Raw genomic sequence first — 26362 nt, 5'->3', positions numbered from 1 at the left:
GAGATGGTCAGGGCCGGGTTCCGGATGATCCTGGAGACCCAGGACGACATGGAGGTCGTCGCGGACGTGCCGGACGGCCGCGAGGCCGTGGCCAAGGCCCGCGAGCTGCGCCCGGACGTGTGCCTGCTGGACATCCGCATGCCGGGTATCGACGGTCTCGAAGTGACCAGGATGCTCGCCGGGCCCGGGGTGGCCGATCCGTTGAAGGTCGTCGTGGTGACCACTTTCGACCTCGACGAGTACGTGCACACCGCGCTGGCCAACGGCGCCAGCGGGTTCCTGCTGAAGGACGCGGGACCGGCACTCCTGCTTGAAGCCGTCCGCGCGGCGGTGCGCGGTGACGCGCTGATCTCACCGCAGATCACCGTCCGGTTGTTGCAGCACTTCGGTCAGCCCGCGAAGTCCTCAGTGGCAACCGATGTCACGCTCACCGAACGCGAGCAGGACGTCGTTCGCGCGGTCGCCCGTGGCCTGACCAACACCGAAATCGGCAATGAACTGTTCATGTCACTGTCCACAGTGAAGACCCACCTGGCCGCCGCACAGGCCAAAATCGACGCCCGCAACCGGGTCGGAGTCGCGGCTTGGGCGTGGCGGACCGGGCTGATGAACTAGTCTCCAAAAAAATTTTGGGGGCGGTGTCGATCCGCGTCGGGGCCCGTTCGACCTAAGGCCGAACGGGGCGGACAGCGACCCGGAACAACTGAGGGAGACAGACCATGAAGTACATGCTGATCATGCGCGCCACCGACGAGACCTGGGCGTCGATGGAGAATGTCGACTTCAACGAGATCATCGAGTCGATGGGCAAGTTCAACGACGAGATGATCCGGGCGGGCGTGCTGGTCGCGGCCGAGGGGCTCGACGACGCGGCGAAGGGTGTCGTCGTCGACTACTCCACCGAGACGCCGGTGGTCACCGACGGTCCGTACGGCGAGACCAAGGAGCTGTTCGGCGGCTTCTGGATTCTCAACGTGGCGTCCCAGGAAGAAGCCATCGAGTGGGCCAAGCGCGCGCCGATGGCCGGTCCAGGCAGCAAGTGCGAGATCCGCCGGGTCACCCAGATCGACGAGTTCCCTCAGGACAACGAGTGGATCCGCAAGGAGCGGGAGTGGCGCGAGGCCACCGGCCAGCTCTGAGTTATTGCCAGAGGGATCGATGACTGACCCCACCGGCCGTGAGGCCGTTGCCGCCGTCTGGCGGATCGAGTCGGCGCGGATCGTCGGTGCGCTCGCGCGGTACACCGGCGATTTCGCGCTGGCCGAAGACCTCGCGCAGGAGGCTTTGGCCGAGGCGCTGGTGAACTGGCCGCGCGAGGGCGTCCCCCGCAATCCCGCGGCATGGTTGCTCACGGTCGGCCGGCGCCGCGCGATCGACGCGTTCCGCCGGCGGTCCGCCCTGGACGAGAAGTACGCCGTCCTGGCCAACGAGCTGGACGAGGGCACCGAGGACATGCTGTGGGATCCGGACCAGATCGACGACGACATGCTGTCGTTGATCTTCACCTCCTGCCACCCCGTGCTGTCGCGGGAGGCAAGGGTCGCGCTCACGCTTCGGGTGGTCGGCGGTCTGACGAGTGACGAGATCGCCAAGGTGTTCCTCATTCCGACCGCGACCGTGCAGGCCCGAATCACCCGGGCCAAGAAAACCCTTGGCGCGGCACGGATTCCGTTCGCAGTGCCGTCGGTGCGGGAACGGGCCGAACGGCTCGGCTCGGTGCTCAGCGTCGTCTACCTGATCTTCACGGAAGGCTCTTCGGCCAGTTCAGGGTCGGATCTGATTCGCCTGGACCTCGCGAGCGAGGCACAGCGCCTCGGTCGCGTGCTGGCCCGGCTGATGCCCGACGAGAACGAGGTCCACGGTCTGGTGGCGTTGCTGGAGCTGACCGCGGCGCGGTTCCCCGCTCGCACCGGGCCGGACGGCGAGCCGGTGCTGCTGGAACACCAAGACCGCCGCCGTTGGGACCTCGCCGCGATCCGCCGTGGCCGGGCCGCGCTGGCCCGCGCCGAACAAGTCGGCCGAGGGCTGGGTTACTACGGCCTGCAAGCGGCGATCGCCGAATGCCATGCCGTGGCTCCGTCGGTGGACGAGACGAACTGGGAACGTGTCGTGCTCATCTACGAGGCGCTCGGCCAGCTGGCGCCGTCGCCGGTGATCGATCTCAACCGGGCGGTGGCGGTCTCCATGGCCCAGGGACCGGCCGCGGCACTGCCGATCGTGGACGAACTGGTGGCCGCCGGGACGCTGTCGAACTCGCACCTGCTGCCCAGTGTCCGCGGGGAGTTGCTCACCCGCCTCGGCCGGACCGGCGAAGCACGCACGGAGTTGGAACACGCGATCAAGCTGTGCGGCAACGAACGAGAACGTGCGGTGTTGCAGCGCAAGCTCGCCGATCTCGGCTAGCGCCTGTCCGTCGCCGGAAAACCAGTGGAGTAGCGCCGCTGTGCGCCCTTACCGTGCTGCCTGACCGAGTCCTCTAGGCAAGGACGTGCCGTTGTACACCCTGTGAGACCTCCCGAGCACTGACTTCGTTGCGCGTCGCGCATCTGCGCCGCGCTCCCTTTTTGCTGCGGATTTCTCACTGAAACCGGTGTACTTCCATGCTCAAAAACTGGGCTGTCGTGCCCACCTGCCTGCCACTCATCCGCCGCCGCTGCCACGCATGCGTGTCCGAGCGCTTCCGGGCAAGCGGCAAATTTCGCGTCAACGCCCACCACAAAATCCTCGACGCCTGGCTTCTCGTGCTCTGCACCGATTGCGGGGAAACAGCGAAGCTCACAATCCTGGAACGCGTCAACGTGCGCTCCGTACGGCCTGAACTGCTGGACCGGCTGCACGACAACGACCCTGGCCTGACAGCCGAGCTGCTCCAGGATCCACTGCTACAGCACCGTAACCGCATCGACCTCGACTGGGACAACGCCTGGCGCCTGGACACCGGCGAACCGGATCACCTGGACTACGAGGTGATCGACGTCTCGGTCCGCTTCGCCGCGCGGATCCCTGTCCGTCCGGAACGACTGATCGCCGAAGGCTGCGGGCTTTCCCGGGCCGAGGTCGAACGACTCACCACGGAGGGCAAGCTCGTTTCGGCAGTCCGGCTGAGCGGCAAGATCTCCGGCGATTTCACCTTCACGCTCAAACGCTGAGCCGGCACCGGCCTGTCCGGCGTCACCCGCCGGACAGGCCCTAGTCCGTGTACTTCTTCGACCGCAGCTTCACCGTTTCCTTGGGGTCGAGCACGGTGCCCGCCTTGGGGATCTGCTCGACCACCACCCAGTTGCGGTCCATCACCAGCATGCGCTTCTGGCCGGTCGCGTCCTCTTCGTCGAGCTTGTAGAAACCGGCTGCCTGCAACGTGTCCTGCGCCTGCTGGTGGTTCTTGCCGACCACGTCCGGCACGATGTGGCCGCTCGGCGCCTTCGTGCCCGGCACCACCGTCTGGCCAAGGACCACTTCGGCAGGCGCAGGCGGCGGCGGTGGTGCCTGCGGCGGGGGCGAAGAGCACGCGGTGAGCACCAGAAGCCCTGCCAGCAGCGCTTTTCGCATCGTCGCTACCTCACTTGATCGCGGAGCCCTTCTGCCAGTCGGGCCAGCTGACCGACCAGTCACCGTAAGTGTCCCAGACCGGGAGCTGTTGCCCGCCGGAATTCGTCACCTCGACGACGTCACCGAGGCCGAAGTGGTCGAAGAACCACTCCGCGTTCGCCGCGTTGAGGTTGATGCAGCCGTGCGAGACGTTGGAACTGCCTTGTGCGCCAACGCTGTTCGGGTTCTCGTGGACGAACTCGCCGTCGTTGGAGATGCGCTCGGCGAAGTGCTCCAGCGACTTGTACGCCTGCGGGCCGGAGCAGACGCCGTAGGTGCACGAGTCCATGGTGTAGTCGCGCTGCTTGTCCGAGATGACGTGGGCGCCGAGGTGGGTCGGGGTCGCGTCCTTGCCCATGCTGATCGGCATGGTCTTGACCAGGTTGCCGTTCTGGAAGATCTGCATCTGCTCGGTGTTGCCGTCCGCCTTGGCCAGCCAGGCGTCGTGCACCCGCAACGTCAGGTCCCGGTCGGTCTGGCCGTACGTACCACCGCCGAGGTCGACGCCGTAGACACCGGCGTGCACCTTGATCGTTGTACCTGCCTGCCAGTAGTCCTGCGGCCGGTAGTGCACCTCGCGCTTGTTCAGCCAGTACCAGCCACCCGGTTGGGCAGGCGTCGATGTGACGGTCAGCGCCTTCTCGGCCGCTGCCTTGTCGGTGATGTCCTTGTCGAACTTGACCACGATCGGCTGACCCACGCCGACGTCGGTCACACTCGGTGCCGGAATGAACGACGGATACGCCGTCGCCTTGGGCGTGATCGTTTTCACGGACGCCTTCTGCTCGGTTCTTTTGCCGTCCGGCGAGACACCGTCGGCGACGACGTCATATGTCGCGCCATACGCAAGCGGCTCGCTCGAAGTCCAGGTCATTTTGTCATCGGAAAGGGAACCCTTTACCTTTGTCCCTTTGGCCGAATTGGTCGCGGTGACCGAATCGATGGTGCCGCCCGCCGCGTGCACGACGATCGGCGTGATAGGCAGGTTAGCCTCACCACCAGGCGTGATGTCGAGTTTGACGGCCGATGCGTCCGCCGAGGAGACTCCGGGGACATCCGGCGACCGATCCGGTGACGAACTGCAGGCACCCACCACGAGGGCGGTCAGCAGAATCGCCCCGGTTACCATTGCTTTGCCTGTGCTTGACATTTCCCCGCCATTCTCGCCCACAATTACTCTTCCACTTAACACGACGTTTCTGGCGGCGAAAAGTTCATAGCCATCTCCCGGCTCACAGATGCCCGATTTGACCTGGAGCGCGCTCCAGGGTGTGGGATGGACGCATGACACTGAACGGGAAAGTCGCACTGGTCACGGGGGCGTCGTCGGGCATCGGCGAGGCGACTGCGGAAGCGCTGGCAGCACAGGGCGCATCGGTCGTCATCGGCGCACGCCGGACGGATCGGTTGGCGGCGTTGGAGGAGCGCCTCACCGCGAAAGGCACGAAGGTGCTGAGCCTCGAGCTGGACGTGACGGATCAGGACGCGTGCAAAGCCGCGGTCCAGGCGGCGGTCGACCAGTTCGGCCAGCTGGACGTCCTGGTGAACAACGCGGGCGTGATGCTGCTGGGCAGCATTGTCGGCGCGGACACCACCGACTGGACGCGGATGATCAACACCAACGTACTCGGCCTGATGTTCATGACGGACGCCGCGCTGCCACACCTGTTGGCCAGCAAGGGATCCATCATCCAGGTCTCGTCGGTCGCCGGCCGCGTCGCGCGGGTCGGCTCGGGTGTCTACAACGCCTCGAAGTGGGCGGTCGGCGCGTTCAGCGAATCACTGCGCCAAGAGGTCACCGCGCATGGCGTCCGGGTCGTGCTGATCGAACCCGGCATGGTCGACACCGAGTTGCGTGACCACATCACCGACCAGGCCGCCAAGGCGGCGATCGAGGAAAGGGCCAGCCAGACCAGGCAGTTGCAGGCGGCGGACATCGCGAACGCGGTGGTGTACGCCGTGACGCAGCCGGACTACGTCGCCGTCAACGAGATCCTGATCCGGCCGACCGATCAGGCGCTCTGAATCGTCTTCACGCTCAACTGCTGCCCAGGCAGGTTGCCGGCACATCCGGTGCCCGCCAACGGAACGAACATCGACGCGGTCTCCTGCGGCGGGTACACGCGCAGCCCACGGACCTCGGTCGGCTTGCACACCGCCGGATCGTAGTTCTGGATTTGCGTGAACCCGACCGGGGCGACCGCGCTCTGGCCGGGTGCGAGCTTGATCGCCGCACCCTTGGTGCCGACCCGCACGGCGGGTTCGCCGACCTGCTGACCGTTGTCACCGGTCACATAGGACACTCCGGGGAAGCCCTGGATGGTGCACGGCGCCGAACTGGCGTTGGTGAAGACCAGGTCGCGGTAGATCGTGCCGGCGGCGCCTTCGCCGCCGCGGACGCTGAGCTTCAGGTTGGCCGACTTGCACAGGCCGTTGGCGACCGGCTGCGGCGGTGGCACCTCGGCCGGCGTCGGCTCGGGAGCGGCCGACGTGGGCGTCTCCGAGGTTGACGTCGGTGTGGTGACGGTCGGCTGGGTGGACTCGATCGTCGGAATCGGTGGGCTGGCCACTGGCGGGGGCTGGCCGGTGCACGCGGTCAGCATGAACAGGCCGCTCGCTGCCAGGATGCCGATTTTCGGGACGTTCATGGCGTTCGCCTCCAGCGTGTCATCTCCTGGATGCCCACTGTGAGGACGTACCGAAACCTAGGTTGGTTGCGTCAGTGTTTCACCAACGTGCCGGGCGGCGGCTCGGTCGAACGGCCCGTCCCGTCGCACCAGCCGCTCGGCGACGTTCGCCCGGAGTTCGGCTGACTTGTTCCCGCCGTACTTGAACTTGGCCGTCACGCCGGTGACTGTGAGCTGGATACCCCGGATCCCGGACAACAAGCGCTCGCTCGAATCGACGTCCTCGCGCACGCCGGGCTGGAAGTGACCGAGCTGGCGGTTGAGGATCACGGCCTTCTCGGCCGGGTCGTCGACCACACGGACGTCACATTCGAGCAGGACGGCCGCGTAGTACGAGGTCGGCACGCCGCCATTCCAGTCCGACGGGATGAATGTGTAGTCGCTGACCACGCTGAGCATCGCGCGGGGTCGTTCGTCGAGGGCTCGCCACACTGGGTTCGGTCGCGCGAGGTGCAGCCAGACGGTGTTCTCGTCCGCACGGTCGAGCGTGAAATGCGTGGGCACCACGACCGGAAGATCGCGTTCCCGGCCCGGAACGATCAACTGACCGAAGTCGTGCCCGTCGCGCAGCCATTCCCGCCACTCGGCGGGTGGTGCCTCGTCCCAAGGGTGAACCAGCATGGTCACCAGCCTGAACGCAGATGTGGCCGTCCAGAAGGGCCATTTTCGTCCCTTTTGGAATGGCCAATTTTGTTCACCGCTGTGCGAGTACGAGTTCACGTCACGTTCGTCGAGGCAACGGAGGCTCCTGGACCATGACTGACCTCTCCCGCCGCCGCCTGCTCACCTTATCCGGAGGCGTCGCCGCCGGTTCGTTGTTGCCGCCCTCAGTGCACGCCGCGTTGGCCGAGCCCGCGAGACCCGGCGGCCTGAACGCGATCGAGCACGTGGTGATCCTGATGCAGGAGAACCGGTCGTTCGACAACTACTTCGGCACACTGCGCGGCGTTCGCGGCTTCAGTGACCCCGCCGCGCTGAAGGGCATTTTCGAGCAGTCCGGCGTGATGCCGTTCTCCGCACGTGCGGCGGCGGAGCGCGCGAACCGGCCAGGCAGCGACATCCAGTACCTCGGTTCGCTCGACCACAGCTGGGAAGGCGGCCAGGCCGCGTGGGCCAACGGCTGGAACAACGGCTGGGTTCCGGCCAAGTCGAAGTCCACAATGGCCTATTACGACCGCAAGGACATCCCCTTCCAGTACGAACTGGCCGACACGTTCACCTTGTGCGACGCCTACCACAGCTCGGTTTTCGGCCCCACCAACCCGAATCGCCTGTACATGTGGAGCGGCAACGTCGGCTACGAGCCCGGCACTCAGGACCGTGTGGTCGGCAACGACGCGTACGACGAGGACAACCACCCCGGCTACACGTGGACGACGTATGCCGAGCGCCTCGAGTCGCACGGTGTTTCGTGGAAGACCTATCAAGAGTGGGACAACTACCAGGACAACGCGCTCGAATTCTTCGTCCGCTTCAAGGAGATCGCGCGCAAGGCACTGAAGCCACTCAGCCTGCGCAGCATGGATCGCTTCTACGCCAACCTGTTCAAGGCTTCACCCGCGGATCGCGAGACGATGCTCCAGCAGCTGGCCGCCGGTGTGCAGACCCTCGACAAGGCCGAGCGTTCGTTGTACGACCGCGCTTTGGCCCGCGTCCGGCCTGGTGAGCTCGCGAAGGCGTTCCGCGCCGACATCGAGGCAGGCAAGCTGCCCAAGGTCTCGTACCTCGTGCCGTCGGCCGCGGACTCCGAGCACCCGTCGGCGTCGTCGCCCGCGGCCAGCGCGAAGCTGACGTACGACGTGCTCGACGCAATCGCCTCGAACCCGAAGGTCTGGGCCAAGACGGCCCTGATCCTCACGTTCGACGAGTTCGACGGCTACTTCGACCACGTACCGCCGCCCATCCCGCCTGCCGCGCGCACCGAGGAGTTCCACGACGGCAAGCCGATCGGCTTCGGCTTCCGGGTGCCGACGACGGTCGTGTCGCCGTGGTCAGTCGGTGGTTACGTCTGCTCGGAGACCTTCGACCACACCTCGGTGATCCAGTTCCTCGAGCGCTGGACGGGCGTGCACGAGCCGAACATCAGCCCATGGCGCCGGACCGTCGCGGGTGACCTGACCTCCGCCTTCGACTTCCGGCACAGCGGCCGCAAGCCACAGCTGGAAACGCCTGGCCCGGTCCCGGCGCCGGTGCCTCGCTGGACTCCGGCCCCGCCAGCCGAGCAGTCGATTCCCAAGCAGGAGCCGGGAACCCGCCCGGCCCGGCCGTTGCCGTACCGCCCGGAGGCGTGGGCGAAACGGGAAGGCAAGACCCTTGTGCTGACCTTGCGCAACTTCGGCACGCAGAGCGCGCACTTCGCGATCTACCCGTACAGCAAGGAGTTCGCGGCGCCGAAGCATGTGGACGTGCTCGGCTTGCAGATCGTCCGGATTCCGTTGCCCGGCAAGGACTACCACGTCGAAGTGCACGGCCCAGCCGGGTTCAAGCGGACGTTCAGCTCACGAGTGGGGTAGCTCCAAGCCGGTCCACTCCAGGCAGTTCCAGCCTTCGCCGTTGGCTTCCAGCAGGACGTGACCGGTGTTGGGCAGCACGCCGACGTTGGCGAGCTGGCCGGTCACGTTCTCGGCCAGCCACTCCGCACCGAGCCGGATCATGCCGCCGTGGCTGACCAGGACGACCAGGCCGTCCTGGTGCTTGTCCTGGATCAGCCGGACCGCGTCGAGGAACCGGCTGCGGATCTCCGCGCCGCTCTCCCCGCCCGGCATCCGGGCGTCCAGGTCGTCGTTGGTCCAGCGCAGGTAGATCTCGAAGAACTGCTTGATCGCGGCTTCGTCGGTGCGGCCTTCCAGATCACCGACGAAGACCTCGTGCACGCCTTCGATCGGCTGCACCTCAAGGCCGTGTGCGGCCGCGATCGGCGCGGCGGTCTCCTGGGCGCGGGTTGCCAGGCTCGCGTAGACGGCCACCGGCACGTCCGCTAACCGGGCGGCGAAGTCCGCGGCTTGCTGGTGACCTTCTTCGGTGAGTGGTGCGCCGGGGAGGCTGGTGTCGAGCGCGCGCTGCAAGTTGGACGCGGTCTGGCCGTGACGGACGAGCATCAACCGCATCAGAGGCCCTCCCGGACCTTGGCCAGCCACTCCGCGGCGGCCTGGTAGTCGGCGTCGGTGGCCCGGGCAGGCGCATCCGAGGTGGACTCATCGGCTTTCGGGTACGACCCGAGGAAGCGGACCTGGCGGCTGTTGCGGTGCAACGCGGCCAGCGCATCGCCGACCCGCTGCTCCGCGATGTGCCCGTCGAGGTCCAGGTAGAAGCGGTATTCGCCGAACTGCCCACGCAGCGGCCGGGACTCGATCCTGGTCAGGTTGATCCCGCGCAGCGCCAGTTCGGACAGTGTGTTGGCCAGCGACCCGGGCTCGTCGTGCGCGATGATCACGGCCAGCGACGTGCGGTCGCGGCCGGTTGGCTGCGGCAAGTGGCCTGGCCTGCGCAACAGCAGGAAGCGCGTGACCGCGGTGTCGACGTCGGCTACGTCGGTCGCCAGCTCGTGGAGCGGGTAGTGCATGACGGCGACAGGCGCGGACACGGCCGCGTCGAACTCGCCTTCGTTGACGCGCACCGCCGCGGAAGCCGTCGACGTGGTGGCGACAGGCACCGCGTTGGGCAGGTTCTCGGCAACCCAGTAACGAACTTGAGCGAGCGCATGTGGGTGCGAGGCAACGGTCTTGACGTCCTCGGCCTTCACACCAGGACGCGTCAGGATCGAGAACCGGACAGGCAGGATGGCTTCGCCAACCGCGTACAGCGGCTCGTCTTCCGCCAAGGAGTCCATAGTCGCGGTCACGGCGCCCTCGACCGAGTTCTCGACCGGCACACACCCGGCGTCGACCTCGCCCGCGCGCACCGCGGCGAGCACCAACGGGACCGTGTCCACTGCGACGAACTCGGCGTCCCCAAATGAGCGGGCTGCTTGTTCGGTGAAGGTCCCCCGCGGGCCGAAGTAGGCGATACGTGACACGGTTCAACCATAGGGCACTTGATGGCGGTTCCCGTGCTGTCCCTGGCCTGACATGCTGTTGGGCGTGACCGCCGAGTCGGAGGCAAGCACCCATCACCTGTCAGGTCCGTCTTCACCGGAGTTGGTGTTGTGCGCGGTTGAGGAGCCCCTCGCACGCGCTTGGGAGGCTGCGGCGCGACAGCGCCACGGCATACGCGTGCACCACGGCTCGGTACTCGACGCACCCGTACAGGCGGTCGTGAGCCCAGCGAACTCTTATGGCTGGATGCGTGGCGGAATCGACGCGGTTTACGCGGACGCGTTTCCCAACATCGAGCAGACGGTGCGTAGCGCCGTACTGGCGTTCCACGGCGGCGAACTGCCGGTGGGTGAGGCGTTGATCGTGCCGACCGGCGCGCCCATGCCCGCGTGGTTGATCAGCGCGCCGACGATGCGTGAGCCAGGCGAGTTACTGCCTGAGGACACGGTTCATCCCTACCTCGCCGCGCGCGGCGCATTCCGGTTATGGCGGGACGGTCTTCTTGACGAGGGGGTGCACATCCGGGACGTCATCCGCACCATCGCGCTACCCGGGCTGGGCACCGGCACCGGCGGCGTCTCGCCGGAAACATGCGCGCGTCAGGTGATGGCGGCCTGGGACGAGGTCTTCTCACAGCAGTAGTTCGAACTCCAGCTCATCCCTGATCGGGATGCCGTGCTTGCCCGTCAGCGGAATCTCCGGCTTCATCGCCCGCGCGGCCTCAATCGCCCCCGCTCGCAGCTCGCGCATATGGAAGCCGCGGCGTTGGTAGAAGCGAATCGCATCGGTGTTGTCGTTGGTCGTCATCAGGATTATGCGTTCGCAGCCCAGTTCCTTGACGATCGATTTCATCGCCTCGAGCATCGCCGTACCGATGCCGCCCTCGGCGACATAAGCGTTGAGCGTGACGAGCTCAGCGGTCTTGCCGTCGACGTAATACGTGAGCAAACCGACAATCTCGCCGTCCTGTGAGGCGACTAACCCGGGCAGCGCGGCGGCGTCCATGACCCGGCCGTGTCCAATCACAACCCTTGGCGAACCCCAGCTTTCGGTCAGCAGCTGCGCGATTTTCGGCTGGTCGGCGGCTTCTAGGGGTCGCAGCGTGTACTTCGTCACAGCGCGAGCTTGCCAGTCACCACCTACCGTTAACTACGAGTTTTCCCTGCCTCGGCGAGGAGTGGCGCGATGGCGCGCGTGCGTGATCTGACCCCGTATGTGGAATTGCATCGGGAGCAGTGGCGAGAGCTACGCAAATCAACGCCGCTGCCGCTGTCGGCAGGCGATCTGACCCGGCTGCGTGGTTTGAACGATCCGGTCGACCTCAGCGAGGTCGCCGAGGTCTACCTGCCGCTGTCCCGGCTGATCAACCTGCAGGTCCAGGCCCGGCAACGACTGTCCGACGCGACCGCGACCTTCCTCGGCGAATCGGAGAAGGTGCCGTTCATCATCGGTGTCGCGGGCAGTGTCGCGGTCGGCAAGTCGACGACGGCCCGTGTGTTGCGGGCGCTGCTGGCGCGTTGGCCGGACCACCCGAGGGTCGAACTGGTCACCACGGACGGGTTTCTGTGGCCGCGTGCCGAGTTGCTGCGGCGCGGCATCATGCACCGCAAGGGGTTCCCGGAAAGCTACGACCGCAGGGCGTTGCTGCGGTTCGTCTCGGAGATCAAATCTGGTGCACCGGAGGCCCGCGCACCGATCTACTCGCACCTGCTCTACGACATCGTGCCGGGCGAGGAGCAGGTCATCCGGCGCCCGGACATCCTCATCGTCGAAGGCCTGAACGTGCTGCAGCCAGGGCCGAGGCTGACCGTCGCCGACCTGTTCGACTTCTCGATCTTCGTGGACGCGCACACCGAGGACGTCGCGCGCTGGTACGTCGAGCGGTTCCTGACGCTGCGGCACACCGCGTTCGCCAACCCGGAGTCGCACTTCCACCACTACGCCTCGCTGAGCGACGACGAAGCACGGCGGGAGGCGATGCAGCTGTGGAACGGGATCAACGAGCCGAACCTGATCCAGAACATCCTGCCGACCCGCCCGCGCGCCACCCTGGTCCTGCGAAAAGGCCCGGATCACAACGTATGCCGGGTTCGGCTCCGTAAGCTCTAGGCATGACCGTCCGGTTGCTGCTCGTCGACGACCACGAAGTCGTCCGGCGAGGGCTGCGCGACCTGTTGAACGGCGAGAAGGACATCGAGGTCGTCGCCGAAGCTGGCACAGTCGGCGAGGCGCTCGTGCGTGCCACAGCCAGCAAACCCGACGTCGCGATCGTGGACGTGCGCCTGCCCGACGGCAACGGCGTCGAACTGTGCCGCACGCTGCGCTCGTTGCCCGACGGCCCGCGTTGTCTCGTGCTCACAGCGTTCGACGACGAGGAGGCCTTGGTCGGCGCGATCATGGCCGGCGCGTCGGGTTACCTGCTCAAGCAAGTCCGTGGACACGACCTGGTGACGGCCGTGCACGAGGTTGCTGCAGGCCGGTCCCTGCTCGACCCCGTCACGACCGCGCGGGTGCTCGACCGGATGCGCCGGGCCGCGGATTCGGACGAGCTGAACACGTTGACCGAGCGCGAACGCAAGGTCCTCGAGTTGATCGGCGAAGGCCTGACCAACCGGCAGATCGCCGAGCAGCTGTTCCTGGCCGAGAAGACCGTGAAGAACTACGTGACCTCGGTACTGGCGAAGCTCGGCATGGAGCGCCGCACGCAGGCAGCGGCCTGGGTGGCCCGCCGCTCAACGGGACGTTAGCGGCACCTTCCAGCTCACCGTCGTGCCCGTGCGGGCACTGGACCTGACCTCGCAGTCCCCACCGGCTTGCTCGGCACGTTCCCGCAGGTGGTTGAGCCCTCGCTGGGTGACGCCCGGCGGGATGCCGCACCCGTTGTCGACCACGTGCAGCTCGAGGTCGTACGGGGTGACCTTGAGCTGGACCCGGACACTGCTCGCGCCGGAATGCCGCACGACGTTGGAGAGTGCCTCCCTGAGGGCGGCCCTGGTGTGGTCGGCCACCTCACCGGGGACGGTTTTCAGCTCGCCGATGATGTCCAGCCTCGGCGTGAACCCGAGCAACTCACCCGCGGTCGCCACCTCGGACCGGACGGTCTCGGCCAGATCCATCGGCTCGGTCGGATCGGGGTTGAGCAGGGCCCGGACCGTGCCGCGGATCTCCGCGATCGTCGCGTCCAACTGGTCGACGGCGTCGGCAAGCCGCGCGGCATCCGCCTTGGCGAGCCGCTTGGCCGGCCTGCGTACGAGCAGGTCCAGCTGCATGCCCGCGCCGTAGAGCCGCTGGACGATCACGTCATGGAGGTTGCGGGCGATCTTCTCGCGCTCCTCGAGGACCGCCACTCGCTGCCGTGCGTTCGACCCCTCGGCCAACACGAGCACAAGCCCGGCCTGCGCCGCGAACGCCGTCAGGACTTCGACCGTCGGAGGCGTGAACGGTTGCGCGCCCTTCTTCCGGTAGACGGTCAGCGCGCCAAGCCTTCGTTCCCTTGTGCCGAAGGGCGCCGCCGCGAAGGGCCCGAACCCCCACAGCTCCTTCGGGACGAACGGTGAGGTGCGCGGGTCCGAGGTGACGTCGTCGACAACCATCGGGATCCCGCTGCGCGCGACCCTCGCGGCCGATGATCGCGTGGAAAGCACCAACCCGACCGGGTCTTCGAGGATGGTGTTGCCGTGTGCGGCCTCTACCGTGAGCCGCCCGTCCTCCCCACGCGCCATCACCAGCCCGAGATCTGCCTCGGCCAGCTCGGCAGCGACCTCGACGACCATGGCAAGGACCGCCTCGGGCTCCTCACCGGACAGGACGGCCGTGGCGATCTCAGTGGACGCGGTCAAGGCCCGCGCGGCCAATGTCGGATCCATAATCGTCAACAAGGCTATGCCACCCGGCCCGCGTCGACCCGGATCACCATGTCCGCATCGGCCGCTTCTTCTGGCCGATGCGTGACGTGCACCAACGTCCTGCCTTTGAGGTTCTGCGCCAAGCCGCTGAGGACAGCCTTGGCGGTCGGCACGTCAAGGTGGGCCGTCGGCTCGTCGAGGATGACGAGATCGGCCTGAGGCGCAGCGAGCAGGGCGCGGGCGAGGGCCAACCGGTCCGCTTCGCCGCCGGAGACCATGCCGACGAGGCTGTCGAGCCTGTCCGTCCAGTGTCCTAGGCCCGCGTCGGTCAGTGCCTGCTTGAGGATTTCGTCACTGGCGTCGGGGCTGCCGAGCCTGAGGTTTTCGCGGATCGTCGTGGAGACGAGCTGGGGTTCCTGCGGGCACCAGGCGACCTTGTCCGGGACTTGGGCGCTGCCCTTCTCGGCGGAGAGGAAGCCGAGCAGGAGGGCGAGCAGTGTGGACTTGCCCGCACCGGACGGGCCGACGATGGCAACGTGGCTGCCTGCGGGGATGGTGAGCGAGACGTCTTTCAGGCTCGGCTCAGCGGCCCCGGGCCAGCGGACATCAACCCCATCGAGCCTCACGGCCGGGACAGCGCCATCCCCCGAACTCCCCTCAGACCAACGAACATCAATCCCGTCACGACTCCCAGTCGGGACAGTGCCCTCCTGCAAATTCGACTCAACCGCCCCAGACCCACCGGCATCAACCCCATCGAGCCTCACGGCCGGAACAGTGCCATCCCCCAAACTCCCCTCAGACCAACGAACATCAATCCCATCACGACTCACGGCCGCGCTGGTCGCGCCCGGCTTTTGTCGCACGAACGGACCGTTGCCTCCAACTAGTTGTCCACAGCCCGCCGAATCCCCCCTTGACCAGGCCTTATCCCGATAGAATGGGTCCGGGGTCGCCCCCCTGGGAGTGGTGGGGGCTGCTTGGGGGTGGGGTGCGTGGGTCGATTCAACGGGTTTGGTTTGGCGTGGCGCGGGAATTGATTGGACTCGGGCGTAGGCGGTTTTGAGGGCGTCGCGGTGCTGCAATGCCGGTGGGAGCAGGGAAAGAACTTCGGCCAGGGCTAGTGGGACCAATGCCAGGACTGGGTTTGCTGTTGTGGCGCCGTAAGTTGCTGCCAGGCCAGTGGCCAGGGTGATCACGGCGGTCGCGGCTCCCGCACCAAATGCTTGCCGCCGGGTGCGCCGGGCCAGATCCGCGTCGATGCGGGCGAGGGTGGCCCGTTTTGCTTGCGCCGCGCCGAAAACGAGGAGTTCGGGTGCGGCTTCAAGCAGGGTGAGCACACCTGCCGCGACACTGCGTCGGCCTTCGGCGAGGGCGGTCGTGGCGCGGCGTTCCAGGAACCGCGCGAGCAACGGCGCGCCGATACCGCCGAGCACCACCGCTCCGGCAAGGACAAGGCCAGCCGTTGGTGACAGAACCGCCTGGACACCAATGGCCACAGTGCACACAACCGCAGCGATGATCGGCGGTACGAGGACTCGCGGGGTCAGGTCGCGGACGGTGTCAACGTCATCCACGAGTCGTTGCAAACCTTCGCCGCGTGCCAAGCCCGCGGTGCGCGCGGGGCCGAGAGAGACCAACCGCTGCCATAGCGACACGCGCAATTCCGCAGCGCGGCGGAAGGCGGCGTCGTGGGTGACGAGGCGTTCGAGGTACCGCAACCCCGCACGCGCCAGACCGAAGGTCCGTACGCCGACGATGGCGACGGTCAAAGTGAGGATCGGTGGTTGTTCGGCGGCTCGTGCGATCAGCCACGCCGACACGGCAGTCAGGGCGACGCCACTCGCGAGGGCCAGCGCGCCGATCAACGCGCCGAGTAGCTCTCGGCGGGTAATCCTTACGCGGGCTGCTTTCCCTGACTCGTCTGACACCGATGTAGGAACGGCCGCCACTGGCACGGATTCCTCGGTCAGCTTGACTTCGCGGTGGGTTGCCAGCAGCACGGCCACGCCATCGTTCGCCAAGTCGTACACCGATCGCATTACGTGGCTGGCGGTGGCGGCGTCCAGATGTGCGGTTGGCTCGTCGAGCAGCAGGACTCGGGCGCCGCGTTTGACGCGCAAGAACGCCCTGGCGAGCGCGATCCGCTGGCGCTCCCCTGTGGACAGTTCGATGATCGTGCGGTTCAGCAGGTGCGAGGCAGCTGCCATCGCGGCGACCGAACGCATCTCCTCTTCGGTAGGCGGCACGTTGCGGTCGCTCACCGCGAGCCGAAGCTCCTCCATCACGGTGACGCCCGCGAAGGCGGGGCGCTGTGGCACCCAGGCGACGATCCGCCGCCAGGCTGGGAGGTCCGAGGCTCCGACGACAACGGAACCTGAAGTCACAGGGACAAAGCCCAACAGTGCAGCGATGGTCGTCGACTTGCCGCCGCCGCTGGGCTGCGAGAGCCGGACGATCTCCCCTGGTCGCAACGCGAACGACACTCCGTCCGGTGCGAACCCGTCCCGCCGGGCCACTCGCAGGTCCGAAACAGTGGCCACGACGTCCGAAGCGAACTGCAAAGAGGAAGGCACCGAACCGGACAGGGAATGCACGCGGCGGATGGCCTCGATGCCGTCTTCGCTGGCGTGGTGCGCCGCGCCTGCCGCGCGCAGCGGGAAGTAGCACTCCGGCGCCAGGATCAGCACGAACAGTCCGACGAGCAACGTCATATCGCCGGAGACCAGCCGTACGCCGATGATCACCGCGACGACCGCGACCGACAGTGTCGCGATCAGCTCAAGCGCCAACGATGAGGCGAACGCCGTCCGCAAGGTCGTCATGGTCGCGCGGCGATGCCGTTCGGAAACGCGGCGTACCGCCTCGGCTTGGGTCGCGGCACGCCGGAAAGCCGTCAGCACGGGCAACGCCCGGACCATTTCGAGCAAATGGGCGGACAACCGCGCTGTGGCGTCTGCCGACTCCGCGACCTTCGTCGCCGTGTGTTTGCCGATCAGAATCGCGAACAACGGAACCAATGGCACCGTCACCGCGATCACGATCGCTGCGGGCCAGTCGACGAACAGGATCGCCGCACCGACTGAAATCGGCACGACGGCCGCGGTCACCAACGCGGGCAAGTACACCGTGAAGTACGCGTCGAGCGCGTCCAAGCCTTTGGTGACCAGTACGGTCAATGAGGCCGGGCCTTGCGTGGAAATCCACTCCGGTCCGCGGGCCAACGACGTGTCGAGCACCTGCGCCCGCAATTCCTCTTTCGCTCCAGCAGCTGCGCGGGCGGCGACGACCTGCGTCGCCCAGTTCAACAACGCGCGGGCGATAACGGATCCGACGAGGACGACGAGCAATCCATGCCCGGTCACCACCGAAGCGAGCGACCACGCCTGGGCGACGAGAGCCAATGCCGACAGGAAAGCAAGGACGAAACACAGGGCCAAAGCCCGGCGCGCTGATGCTGGCAACGCGCCGAGCGGGCCCCTCCCCAACCGGTCCTGGGCGGGATTACGCCGGCGGGGAAAGCTCATGGCACACGCACCGGCGGAATGTGGCCAGTGCCAATGCGTTTCCGGAACACCCAATAGGTCCAGCCTTGGTAGACCAGCACCGCGGGCGCGCCGAACCCGGCTATCCACGTCATCACCTGAAGGGTGTACGGGCTCGACGCCGTACCCTCGATCGTCAACGAGAATGCCGGGTCCACAGTGGACGGGATGACGTTCGGGTACAACGCTCCGAACAACGCGATCACCGAGCCGATGATCACCATGGCCATCAGCGCGAAAGCACGTCCTTCCCGCCCTGCGGACAATACGACGAGCGCCAGAATTCCGGTCAGTACGACGATTCCGACGACGAGCCAGGTCCACGAGGAACCGGCGCGCATCTGCACCAGGAGCAGGAGACCCAGCAGTGGTGACAAGGCCACCGGCCCGATGCGCAGCGCCAGGCGGCGCGCTCGCGATCGTATTTCCCCATCGGTTTTCAACGCTACGAACACAGCACCATGTACGAGCGAAAAACCTACGATCGCGAGCGCGCCGAGCAGGGTCTCCCATTGGAAGGCCGCGAACGCGGACCCCACCCGGTTTCCGGCCGCGTCAATGGGCAACCCAAGCACGTTCCACGACAGCAACAGCCCGACACCCAGTGCGGGCAACCACGAACCGGCCACGATCACGCGGTCCCAGTTCCGCCGCCAGCGCACCGAATCCACTTTGCCGCGATACTCGAAGGCCACACCCCGTCCGATCAAACCCACGAGTACCGCGAGCAAAGGCAGGTACGCGGAACTCAGCAAAGTCGCGTACCAGCCAGGGAAAGCCGCGAATGTCGCACCGACGGCGACAATCAGCCACACCTCGTTGCCGTCCCACACCGGGCCGATGGTGTTCACCATCACGCGCCGTTCGGTCTCGTCCCGCGAGAGCACCGGCAGCAGCATTCCGACGCCGAAGTCGAAGCCTTCGAGGAACAAGTAGCCAAGCCAGAAGAAGGCGATGATCAGAAACCAGACGAGTGCCAGGTCCATAACTGACTCCTAGTACGCGAACGCGAGTTCGTCGGACTTCTTCTCGGCGGGCTTGTCAGGCGGCGGCATCACCCCAGCGATCCCGGCGCGGGCATAACGCCGCAACAGGAACACCTCAAGCACCGCCAGTACCGCGTAAACCAGCGTCAGCACGATCAAAGACGTCAGGACTTCCCCGACCGAAATCCCGGAAACACCGCGCGCGGTGAACATCCAGACGCCGTCGACCCCGGTCGGATTCGGCACGACCACGAACGGCTGCCGTCCCATCTCGGTGAAGATCCAGCCGAAACTGTTGGCGATGAACGGTGTGGCGATTCCGGCCAACGCCGCCCGGCGGAACCACGGCGATGAAGGCATCCGGCCGCCCCGGGTCAGCCACAAAGCCGCCGCCGCGGCCAATGCGGCCAACGCCCCGAATCCGATCATGAACCGGAATCCCCAGTACGTCACGGGCAGATTCGGCACGTAGTCGATCGGCTGCCCGGACAGTTCGCCCAACTGGGGGTCGACCGGGTAGAACTCGCCGTATTTCGCCTTGTACTCCTTGACGAGGTCCTCGATACCTTTGACCTCGCTGGAGAAGTCGTTGTGCGCCAAGAACGACAGCAACGCCGGCACGGTGATCGACTTGACGTTCTCGCAGTCCGGCCGCGCCACGTCGCCGTACGCGAAGATCGAGAAACTGGCCGGCTGTTCGGTGTGGCACAACGCTTCCGCCGCGGCCATCTTCATCGGCTGCTGCTGGAACATCAGCTTGCCCTGCAGGTCACCGGTGACCGCGAGCGCCGCGAAGGCGACCATCCCGACCACGCCGCCGAGCTTCAACGAAGCCCGCCAGACCTGGCGTTCCTCGTTGCGCCGCGTCAGGTGCCACACCGCGACACCGACGAGGAAAGCACCTGCCACCGCGAAACATCCTGCGATCGTGTGCGGGATCGCGGCCAGTGCGGTGTTGTTGGTCAGCAGCGCCCAGATCGAGGTCAGCCGCGGCCGCCCGTCGACCAGCTCGACACCCACCGGGTGCTGCATCCACGAGTTGGCGGCCAGGATGAAGTACGCCGACGCGACCGTGGCCAGCGAGAATGCCCATGCGCAGGCCAGGTGGACCTTCTTGGGCAGCTTGTCCCAGCCGAAGATCCACAGGCCGAGGAACGTGGACTCGACGAAGAACGCCAGCAACCCCTCCATCGCCAGCGGCGCGCCGAACGCGTCGCCGACGAACCGCGAGTAGGCGCTCCAGGTCATCCCGAACTGGAACTCCTGCACGATCCCGGTGACCACCCCCATGGCGAAGTTGACCAGCATCAACTTGCCCCAGAACTTGGTCATCTTCAGGTACTTCACGTCACCGGTACGCACCCACGCCGTCTGCATCCCGGCGACGAGGACCGCGAGTCCGATCGTCAGCGGGACCATCAAGAAGTGGTAGACGGTGGTGATGCCGAACTGCCACCGCGCCAGGTCCAGAACGTCCACACCAGAATCATGCGATCGGTGAAGATCTTTCGCTGGGTGCGGCAGTCCTCTATCGTCGGGACCTAGGTCCTGGGGGGTGTGACTGTGCGCACGCGGTTCGCCATCGCGTCCATCATCGATTCCACCGCGAGTGGCGCATGGCCACCGTTCGCGTTGCTCTTCCTGGTGAACGCACAGCACCTGAGCGTCACCGCGGCGGGGATGAGTCTCACCGTCGGGGGACTCATCGGCCTGACCGTCGGCCCTGCCGTCGGCATGCTGCTCGACCGGATCGGGCCTGCCAAGCTGGTGATCGCGTCCAATGTGGTCAGACTGGCCGGTTTCGCGTACTACCCGCAGACCGACACGGTCGCTGAAGCTGTGGTCGTGGCTACCGTGCTCAGCGTCGGCGACCGTCTCTTTTGGACGTCAAATGCGCCGTTCGCGAAGGCGGTCAGCAACGGCGAGCGTGATCTCGAACGGCTGCTCGGCCGCCAGTCGATCGGCCGGTTCGTGGGCTTCGGCGTCGGATCGGCGCTGGTCGGGATCATGCCGAACGTCGCGGATCCGACGGTCTACAACGTCGTGAACTACGTGACCGCGGCGCTGCTCGGGCTGGCGGGCGTGATCCTGCTCGGCATCTCGACGCCCGCGAACCCCACGGCGAAGGCGGGCTGGCCCCTCGTCCTGCGGGACCGCAGGTATGTCGCGATCTGCGCGACACAGATCCTGTTCTGCCTCGCCAGTGTCGGCAAGTACACCGTCCTGCCGATCGTGATCATCAACGAGCTGCACAGACCGGCGTGGGTGGCGGGTGCCGCGATGATCATCGGCACGGTCGTCTACGTCCTGGTGCAGGAACCCGTGCTGCGGATCGCGGAGAAGTACCCGCGCAGCCTCGGCATGATCATCGCGGCCGGGTTGTTCGCGACGAGTTTCGCGGCGCTGGCGATCTTCCCCGCGACGCCGGTCATCTTCGCGACGAGCGCGGTCATGTCCGTCGCCGAAGCCCTCTTCAGCCCGCTCAGCACGGCCGCAGCCGCCGACGCGGCGCCCAAGGACGCTCAGGGCCGTGCCAGTGCCCTGTTCCAGCTCTCCTGGGGCACGGCGGTCGCGGTCGGCCCGGGTCTGCTCACCGGCCTCATGACGCTCGGCACAACCACGCTCTGGCTGACACTGGCCGTCATCTCAGCAGCAGCCGTGCCCGCGGTCATCGCAACGCAGCGGCGACCTCTGCAGCAGTCCGCACAACCTGAGGCCCCACAACCTCCGCGTGCAGACGTTCAAAAGTGACCACGCCAACGCTGGCCCGTAGCCCTGACACACCGCGTACGGGGGCCGCGATGCCATACGCCCCAGCTTGCAGCTCTCCCGCCGTCGCAACCCATTCCGGACCGTCGAACGGCAACAGAATGGCCTTGCCCGCAGCCCCCTTGCGCAGCGAATGCCGCGTCCCCACACGGTAGGCGACGTGATACGCCGTCCACGACGGCTCGACGACCGCGACCGCCTGCGCCTCATCTCCGTCGGCGACGGTCAGGTGCGCCGTCGCCCCGATCGACTCGGCGAGTTCACGCAGCGCGGGCAACGCAGCATGCCGCAATTGCGGCAGAACGCGCGCTGAGAGCCGCAGAAGCCCCAGGCCCAGCCGGACACGCGACCCCTCCCGCCGGACGAGCCCACGGGCCTGCAACGGCACCAGAAGGCGGTACACGGCGGCCCGGCTGGCGCCGATCGCCGCCGCGAGGTCGCTGATGGTCGGCGCCTCGGACTCCGAGTCCGCGACCGCCTGCAGCAACGCCAGCCCCCGGTCGAGCGTCAGGGAGCTCTCTTTGCCGTGCACGCCCGGCGAGGTCATGACGCGGGCAACACAGTGCCGGCCACCTCCGCGAGCCCCACGACCGAGCCGTTCGGACCCGGCGCGGTCGCGGTGATCCGCACGGTGTCGTGATCCTCCAAGAACGTTCGCTGCGCACCGTCGGCCAGCGTGATCTTGTCCCGGCCGCCCCAGCTCATCTCCAGAAAACAGCCCAATTGGTCCCGCTCGGGACCCGACACCGTGCCGGACGCGAAGAGGTCGCCGGGCCGTACGGTCGCGCCGTTCACAGTCATGTGCGCCAGCTGCTGGGCGAACGAGTAGAACATGTCCGCGAACCGCGGCCGGGACACGACCGTGCCGTTCCAGTCGATCTGCAGCAGCAGGTCAAGCCCCCAAGGCTGGTCCTCGAGCAGATACTCCTGCACCGGGTGGTCACGCGGCGGCGTGTGCACGCGCGCGGCCGAGAACGCGTCGAGCGGCGTCACCCACGCCGACACAGATGTGGCGAACGACTTGCCGAGGAACGGCCCGAGCGGCTGGTACTCCCAGCCCTGGATGTCCCTGGCGGACCAGTCGTTCACGAGTACGACGCCGAACACGTGGTCCGCGGCGGACGACGTCGACACGCGGCTGGCCACCGGTCCACCGCAGACGAACCCGACCTCGGCTTCGATGTCCAGCCTCTGCGTCGGTCCGAAAGCAGGACCGCGCTGCTGGCCGTGCGGCCGTACGACGGGCGTGCCCGACACGACGACGGTCCCTGCGCGGCCGTGGTAGCCCACAGGCAGGTGAGTCCAGTTGGGCAGCAACGGTTCGTCGTGCGGGCGGAAGATCCGGCCCGCGTTCTCCGCGTGGTGTTTCGACGAGTAGAAGTCCACGTAGTCGGCGACCTGGAACGGCAGAACGGCGTTATCTATAGGTATCAGTGTGGCGCCCTTCGGCGCCGCTGTTGCCTGGGTGAGCTCGATCAGCCGGGCCCGGACGTCCGTCCACGTCTGTCTCCCCGCTGCCAGCAGGGGGTTCAGCGTGTCCGCCGACACCAGGTCGGCGTGCTCACCGAAGGAAGACGCGATCGGCCTCAGCGGCAACGCCTGGTCGCCCACTCGCACGGCGATCTGGCCGTCGACGACGCCGTACGGCAGCGTCTGCGGACCGAACGGCTGGTCGGCGCTGAAGGCCTCGTCTTCCACCCACGTCACAGCAACCCCAGTTGTTCCAAGTCGGCGACCGGCTCGGCCAGCGAGCACGAGCCGTAAGACGCGAAGACACCGCGGACCGCATGTGCGGCTGCCTCCGACAGCTCGCCCGCTTCCTTGGCGAGTGCGTCCGAGTCGGTGCTGCCCAGCGCCTCACGGACGTCTCCGCCGGACAGCGACCGCGCCGTGGCGACCAGCAGGTTGAGGAAGCCGTGGTGGGTGAATCCGGTCTCCTCATCAGTGTGCCGGACCGCGTTGTGCAGACCGGCGGTTGCTTTGAACGACACGCCGCCCGCGGTGACCACGGACAGGAAGTCGGAGATCTCGTCGACGGTCGGGAACGCCTGCTGGCTCAGCCCGCCGCAGCGCAGCTTGGGCCAGCTGCCGTGCTCGGCGACCTTGCGGATGCTCTCCAGCCAGTCCGGGCCGCCGCGGCGCGGCTCGATCACCCGGATGACGTCCTCGGGGACGAACTCGGAGACCCGCTCGAGCCACTGGTCGTCCACGTCGTTGGGGGCCGGCATCTCGACCATCCGCAGGGCGAGCAGCTCGGTGCGCGACTCGACGATGGACAGTGCCTTGGGTACGCCGCCAAGGCCGGTGTCGATCACCAGCGACAAGGCGACCGGCTTGACCGGCCGGGCCTTGATCAGCTCGGTGATCAGTTCGGGCAACCGGGACGCTGGGCACAAGAAGAGGCCCATCACAGCGGCCCGGTTCGACGACCGCATTTCCAGGTGCGCCGCGATCGCATCGGGCATCGCGGCGTTGCCTGGCGGGAACAGGGCGGCGTCGTCGACAAGCCTCGCGAGCAGGGGCGGAACACCTCGAGGGCCGGGCGGCGGGAGTTCGACTGCGCTTGACACGGCTGACACGCTAGTAGCGTACCGGCAACTGAACAAAAATGTCCGTTATCCGGACACAGGAGAGGACATGCCTTACTACCGAAGCGTGGGCGAGATACCCCGAAAGAGGCACACCCAGTTCCGCGCACCGGACGGTTCGCTTTACGCCGAAGAGCTGATGGGTGTGGAGGGGTTCTCAAGTGATTCGGCGCTGCTGTACCACCGCCACCTGCCGACGGCGATCGTCAACGCGGTCCAGGTGTCCGACGAGCGGACCACGACCCCGAACCTGCCGTTGAAGCCCCGGCACTTCCGGTCACAGGAGCTGAAGTGGGACTCCCCGGCCGAGGTTGACGCGGTGACCGGGCGCCGCCTGCTGTTCGGCAACGCCGACGTGAAGATCTGCTTCGTCGCGGCGACCCAGCCGTCACCGCTGTACCGCAACGCCGCGGGCGACGAACTGCTGTACATCCAGACCGGGACCGCGGTGATCGAGACGATCTACGGGGCGCTGACCGTCGGCGACGGCGACTACGTGGTCATCCCGACCTCCTGCACCTATCGGGTGGTTCCCGGCGAGGACCTCCGAATGCTGATCCTGGAAGCGACCGGTCACATCGGCCCGCCCAAGCGGTACCTGTCGGCGAAGGGCCAGTTCCTCGAGCACTCGCCGTACTGCGAACGCGACCTGCGCGGCCCGACCGAGCCATTGCTGGTCGACGGTACGGACGTGGACGTTTTCGTGCGGCACCGCGCGGGCGTCACTCGCTTTACCTACGCGCACCACCCATTCGACGTGGTCGGCTGGGACGGCGCGTTGTACCCATGGGTGTTCAACATCCGTGACTTCGAACCGATCACCGGCCGCGTGCACCAGCCGCCGCCCGTGCACCAGACGTTCGAAGGCCCGAACTTCGTGGTGTGCTCGTTCTGTCCGCGCAAAGTGGACTACCACCCGCTCTCGGTGCCGGTGCCCTACAACCACGCCAACGTGGACTCGGATGAGCTGATGTTCTACGTCGGCGGAAACTATGAGGCACGTAAGGGTTCTGGGATCGGGTTGGGTTCGTTGTCGCTGCACCCTGGCGGGTGCACGCACGGCCCACAGCCAGGCGCTGTCGAGGCGTCGCTTGGCGTGGACTACTTCGACGAGACCGCAGTCATGGTCGACACGTTCCGTCCGTTGGAGCTCGGTGAAGGCGCCGAGGCCTGCGAGGACCCTCGTTACGCGTGGAGCTGGGCACAGCGCGGCCCCGACTGGACCTGATCTGTAGTACACAGTGGATCCGCGTGGCCATCGGCCGCGCGGATTCTTCATGTCCGCGCATTCCCAAGCAATTGTTTGATTGGGATTTTCAGTACCCGCGACCAGCACTATCCACATGCGACACGCACATTCGGCCGACACGCGACCGGAAATCCCAAAACTGGACAGCTGTGTTGAAAAATATGGGACATGGCAAAACCAGAACGCCCACCATACGTACGTAGGAGGCTGGGAGCAAAGCTAAAGCGTATGAGGGAAGCGTCCGGCCATACGCTTGACTCAGCCGCGTTGGCGTTGGACAAGACACGCAGCGCGTTGCACCGCATAGAGACTGGTGAGACCAAGGCGAACGTGCACCTCGTACGCACTATGATGGACCTCTACGACCACTTCGAGCCCGCTCTTATCGAAGCGACTCGCAAATCTCTGAGAAAGCCTTGGTTCGCCGCGTACGGCGTGCAGGACAATGGCGGTTATCTCGGTGTGGAAACCGAGGCTAGCCATGTCGACGAGTTCTCCGCACAGGTTGTTCCCGGTCTCCTGCAGACCGATGGATACATCCGTGCACTATTCATGACTCGCGGCAATACGAATCCTGAGCAGGCCGCGCTGATCCGATTGTTCCGGCAACGGAGGCTGATCTCTGAGACCGAGCCGCTCACGTTCACCGCCATCGTCGACGAGGCCGCGCTGCTGCGACAGGTCGGTGGCCACGCGGTGATGCGCGAACAACTGCACCACCTCTTGGAGGTCGCGAACCTCCCGACCGTCACACTCCGCGTGCTGCCGCTCGAGCTCGGCGCGCACGACGCCCTGCCCGGCCCGTTCTGCCTGCTGTCCTTCCCGGATCCGGAGGATCCCGAGTACCTCTACGTCGAGCACGTCACCGGCACACTGCACTGCGAGGACGAGCAGGAGGTCACCGAGGCGCGGATGGTTTTCGCCCAGCTGCAGTCGGTCGCGCTCGACCCGGACGACTCGGTCGCCCTGATCCGCCGCCTGACCCACACCATGATCAACGGCTGACCTGCGACGACAAGAACTGTCGGTGGGTGGCCCTAAAGTCTCATTCGAAATCGAGACTTTTGGGGG

At 66.6% G+C, this 26362-nt stretch carries 26 protein-coding genes; 12 read left to right on the top strand and 14 right to left on the bottom strand.

The genetic code is table 11. The annotated features are described in order from the left end of the window. The first annotated feature begins 3 nt into the window (after positions 1-3). From B9C43_RS16835 to B9C43_RS16820, 4 genes are all read left to right on the top strand, one after another. Positions 4-615 (top strand): response regulator, encoded by a 612-nt coding sequence (locus B9C43_RS16835; RefSeq protein WP_033381184.1) that lies wholly within the window; start codon positions 4-6, stop codon positions 613-615. Between the two features lie 104 nt (positions 616-719). Next, positions 720-1139 (top strand): YciI family protein, encoded by a 420-nt coding sequence (locus B9C43_RS16830; RefSeq protein ID WP_033381166.1) that lies wholly within the window; start codon positions 720-722, stop codon positions 1137-1139. Positions 1140-1158: 19 nt separating this feature from the next. Then, a complete protein-coding gene (locus tag B9C43_RS16825; protein WP_084427400.1) occupies positions 1159-2403 on the top strand; it encodes an RNA polymerase sigma factor in 1245 nt (414 codons plus the stop codon). A 197-nt stretch (positions 2404-2600) separates the two neighbouring features. Then, positions 2601-3149, top strand: coding sequence for a DUF1062 domain-containing protein (locus tag B9C43_RS16820; RefSeq protein ID WP_084427398.1), 549 nt, complete (start codon positions 2601-2603; stop codon positions 3147-3149). Between the two features lie 40 nt (positions 3150-3189). Here B9C43_RS16820 and B9C43_RS55600 read toward each other — a convergent pair whose 3' ends face one another. Further along, entirely contained in the window at positions 3190-3549 is a 360-nt protein-coding gene (locus B9C43_RS55600) for a PASTA domain-containing protein (RefSeq protein ID WP_143446364.1), read from the bottom strand. Between the two features lie 10 nt (positions 3550-3559). Then, on the bottom strand, positions 3560-4717 hold the full coding sequence (locus B9C43_RS16810) for a L,D-transpeptidase (RefSeq protein WP_084427396.1): 1158 nt from the start codon (positions 4715-4717) through the stop codon (positions 3560-3562). Between the two features lie 155 nt (positions 4718-4872). Here B9C43_RS16810 and B9C43_RS16805 point away from each other — a divergent pair, with 155 nt between their 5' ends. Beyond that, positions 4873-5613 carry an SDR family NAD(P)-dependent oxidoreductase gene (locus B9C43_RS16805; RefSeq protein WP_084427394.1) on the top strand — a complete coding sequence of 247 codons (741 nt, stop codon included), beginning with the start codon at positions 4873-4875 and terminating at the stop codon, positions 5611-5613. Here the strand turns inward: B9C43_RS16805 and B9C43_RS16800 are convergent. After that, positions 5601-6236: a DUF4232 domain-containing protein gene (locus tag B9C43_RS16800; protein WP_033381171.1), complete on the bottom strand. Its 636-nt coding sequence runs from the start codon at positions 6234-6236 to the stop codon at positions 5601-5603. The genes B9C43_RS16805 and B9C43_RS16800 overlap by 13 nt on opposite strands. A gap of 57 nt (positions 6237-6293) precedes the next feature. Continuing rightward, positions 6294-6896, bottom strand: coding sequence for an FMN-binding negative transcriptional regulator (locus B9C43_RS16795; protein WP_084428254.1), 603 nt, complete (start codon positions 6894-6896; stop codon positions 6294-6296). A 134-nt stretch (positions 6897-7030) separates the two neighbouring features. Between B9C43_RS16795 and B9C43_RS16790 the strand changes: the two genes are divergently transcribed. Next, a complete protein-coding gene (locus B9C43_RS16790) occupies positions 7031-8788 on the top strand; it encodes a phosphocholine-specific phospholipase C (protein ID WP_084427392.1) in 1758 nt (585 codons plus the stop codon). On the opposite strand, the gene B9C43_RS16785 is transcribed toward B9C43_RS16790, so the two are convergent. Together B9C43_RS16785 and pheA are read right to left on the bottom strand one after the other, a co-directional pair. Further along, positions 8774-9382 (bottom strand): histidine phosphatase family protein, encoded by a 609-nt coding sequence (locus B9C43_RS16785; protein ID WP_033381173.1) that lies wholly within the window; start codon positions 9380-9382, stop codon positions 8774-8776. The genes B9C43_RS16790 and B9C43_RS16785 overlap by 15 nt on opposite strands. After that, entirely contained in the window at positions 9382-10290 is a 909-nt protein-coding gene (gene pheA, locus B9C43_RS16780) for a prephenate dehydratase (RefSeq protein WP_033381174.1), read from the bottom strand. Before pheA ends, B9C43_RS16785 begins: the two co-directional genes overlap by 1 nt. 52 nt (positions 10291-10342) lie before the next feature. Here pheA and B9C43_RS16775 point away from each other — a divergent pair, with 52 nt between their 5' ends. Further along, a complete protein-coding gene (locus tag B9C43_RS16775; protein ID WP_033381175.1) occupies positions 10343-10951 on the top strand; it encodes a macro domain-containing protein in 609 nt (202 codons plus the stop codon). Here the strand turns inward: B9C43_RS16775 and B9C43_RS16770 are convergent. Next, a complete protein-coding gene (locus B9C43_RS16770; RefSeq protein ID WP_084427390.1) occupies positions 10940-11425 on the bottom strand; it encodes a GNAT family N-acetyltransferase in 486 nt (161 codons plus the stop codon). The two genes, B9C43_RS16775 and B9C43_RS16770, sit on opposite strands and share 12 nt — an antisense overlap. Before the next feature lie 69 nt (positions 11426-11494). On the opposite strand from B9C43_RS16770, the gene coaA reads away from it, so the two are divergent. After that, positions 11495-12418, top strand: a complete 924-nt coding sequence (gene coaA, locus B9C43_RS16765; RefSeq protein ID WP_033381176.1) for a type I pantothenate kinase — start codon at positions 11495-11497, stop codon at positions 12416-12418. A gap of 2 nt (positions 12419-12420) precedes the next feature. Continuing rightward, positions 12421-13056, top strand: a complete 636-nt coding sequence (locus tag B9C43_RS16760; protein WP_033381177.1) for a response regulator — start codon at positions 12421-12423, stop codon at positions 13054-13056. On the opposite strand, the gene B9C43_RS16755 is transcribed toward B9C43_RS16760, so the two are convergent. Genes B9C43_RS16755 through B9C43_RS16740 form a run of 4 tightly spaced genes read right to left on the bottom strand, consistent with a single transcriptional unit; the run spans position 13042 to position 20164 of the window. Next, on the bottom strand, positions 13042-14175 hold the full coding sequence (locus B9C43_RS16755; RefSeq protein ID WP_033381178.1) for a GAF domain-containing sensor histidine kinase: 1134 nt from the start codon (positions 14173-14175) through the stop codon (positions 13042-13044). The two genes, B9C43_RS16760 and B9C43_RS16755, sit on opposite strands and share 15 nt — an antisense overlap. A gap of 14 nt (positions 14176-14189) precedes the next feature. Next, positions 14190-17681, bottom strand: coding sequence for a thiol reductant ABC exporter subunit CydD (cydD, locus tag B9C43_RS16750; protein ID WP_235038650.1), 3492 nt, complete (start codon positions 17679-17681; stop codon positions 14190-14192). After that, entirely contained in the window at positions 17678-18685 is a 1008-nt protein-coding gene (gene cydB, locus B9C43_RS16745; RefSeq protein ID WP_084427388.1) for a cytochrome d ubiquinol oxidase subunit II, read from the bottom strand. Before cydB ends, cydD begins: the two co-directional genes overlap by 4 nt. Positions 18686-18694: 9 nt before the next feature. Further along, positions 18695-20164: a cytochrome ubiquinol oxidase subunit I gene (locus B9C43_RS16740; protein ID WP_033381181.1), complete on the bottom strand. Its 1470-nt coding sequence runs from the start codon at positions 20162-20164 to the stop codon at positions 18695-18697. A gap of 84 nt (positions 20165-20248) precedes the next feature. Here B9C43_RS16740 and B9C43_RS16735 point away from each other — a divergent pair, with 84 nt between their 5' ends. Further along, on the top strand, positions 20249-21436 hold the full coding sequence (locus B9C43_RS16735) for an MFS transporter (RefSeq protein ID WP_143446363.1): 1188 nt from the start codon (positions 20249-20251) through the stop codon (positions 21434-21436). Here B9C43_RS16735 and B9C43_RS16730 read toward each other — a convergent pair. From B9C43_RS16730 to B9C43_RS16720, 3 genes are read right to left on the bottom strand one after another with little or no spacing between them, the layout of a single operon-like run. Then, on the bottom strand, positions 21354-22001 hold the full coding sequence (locus tag B9C43_RS16730) for a helix-turn-helix domain-containing protein (protein WP_037271421.1): 648 nt from the start codon (positions 21999-22001) through the stop codon (positions 21354-21356). The two genes, B9C43_RS16735 and B9C43_RS16730, sit on opposite strands and share 83 nt — an antisense overlap. Further along, positions 21998-23161, bottom strand: coding sequence for a fumarylacetoacetase (gene fahA / locus B9C43_RS16725; RefSeq protein ID WP_084427384.1), 1164 nt, complete (start codon positions 23159-23161; stop codon positions 21998-22000). The genes B9C43_RS16730 and fahA overlap by 4 nt, the downstream gene beginning before the upstream one ends. Continuing rightward, positions 23158-24024 carry a hypothetical protein gene (locus B9C43_RS16720; protein WP_268811566.1) on the bottom strand — a complete coding sequence of 289 codons (867 nt, stop codon included), beginning with the start codon at positions 24022-24024 and terminating at the stop codon, positions 23158-23160. The genes fahA and B9C43_RS16720 overlap by 4 nt, the downstream gene beginning before the upstream one ends. Positions 24025-24091: 67 nt before the next feature. Here B9C43_RS16720 and B9C43_RS16715 point away from each other — a divergent pair, with 67 nt between their 5' ends. Both B9C43_RS16715 and B9C43_RS16710 read left to right on the top strand, forming a co-directional pair. Further along, on the top strand, positions 24092-25270 hold the full coding sequence (locus tag B9C43_RS16715; RefSeq protein ID WP_084427382.1) for a homogentisate 1,2-dioxygenase: 1179 nt from the start codon (positions 24092-24094) through the stop codon (positions 25268-25270). 189 nt (positions 25271-25459) lie between these two features. Further along, entirely contained in the window at positions 25460-26296 is an 837-nt protein-coding gene (locus tag B9C43_RS16710) for a helix-turn-helix domain-containing protein (RefSeq protein ID WP_084427380.1), read from the top strand. Positions 26297-26362 lie beyond the last annotated feature (66 nt).

Source organism: Kibdelosporangium aridum, from assembly GCF_900176515.1.
GTDB classification, from domain to species: Bacteria; Actinomycetota; Actinomycetes; order Mycobacteriales; family Pseudonocardiaceae; genus Kibdelosporangium; species Kibdelosporangium aridum.
The sequence above is the reverse complement of the archived record's forward strand: the minus strand, read 5'-3'. Positions and strand labels throughout refer to the sequence as shown.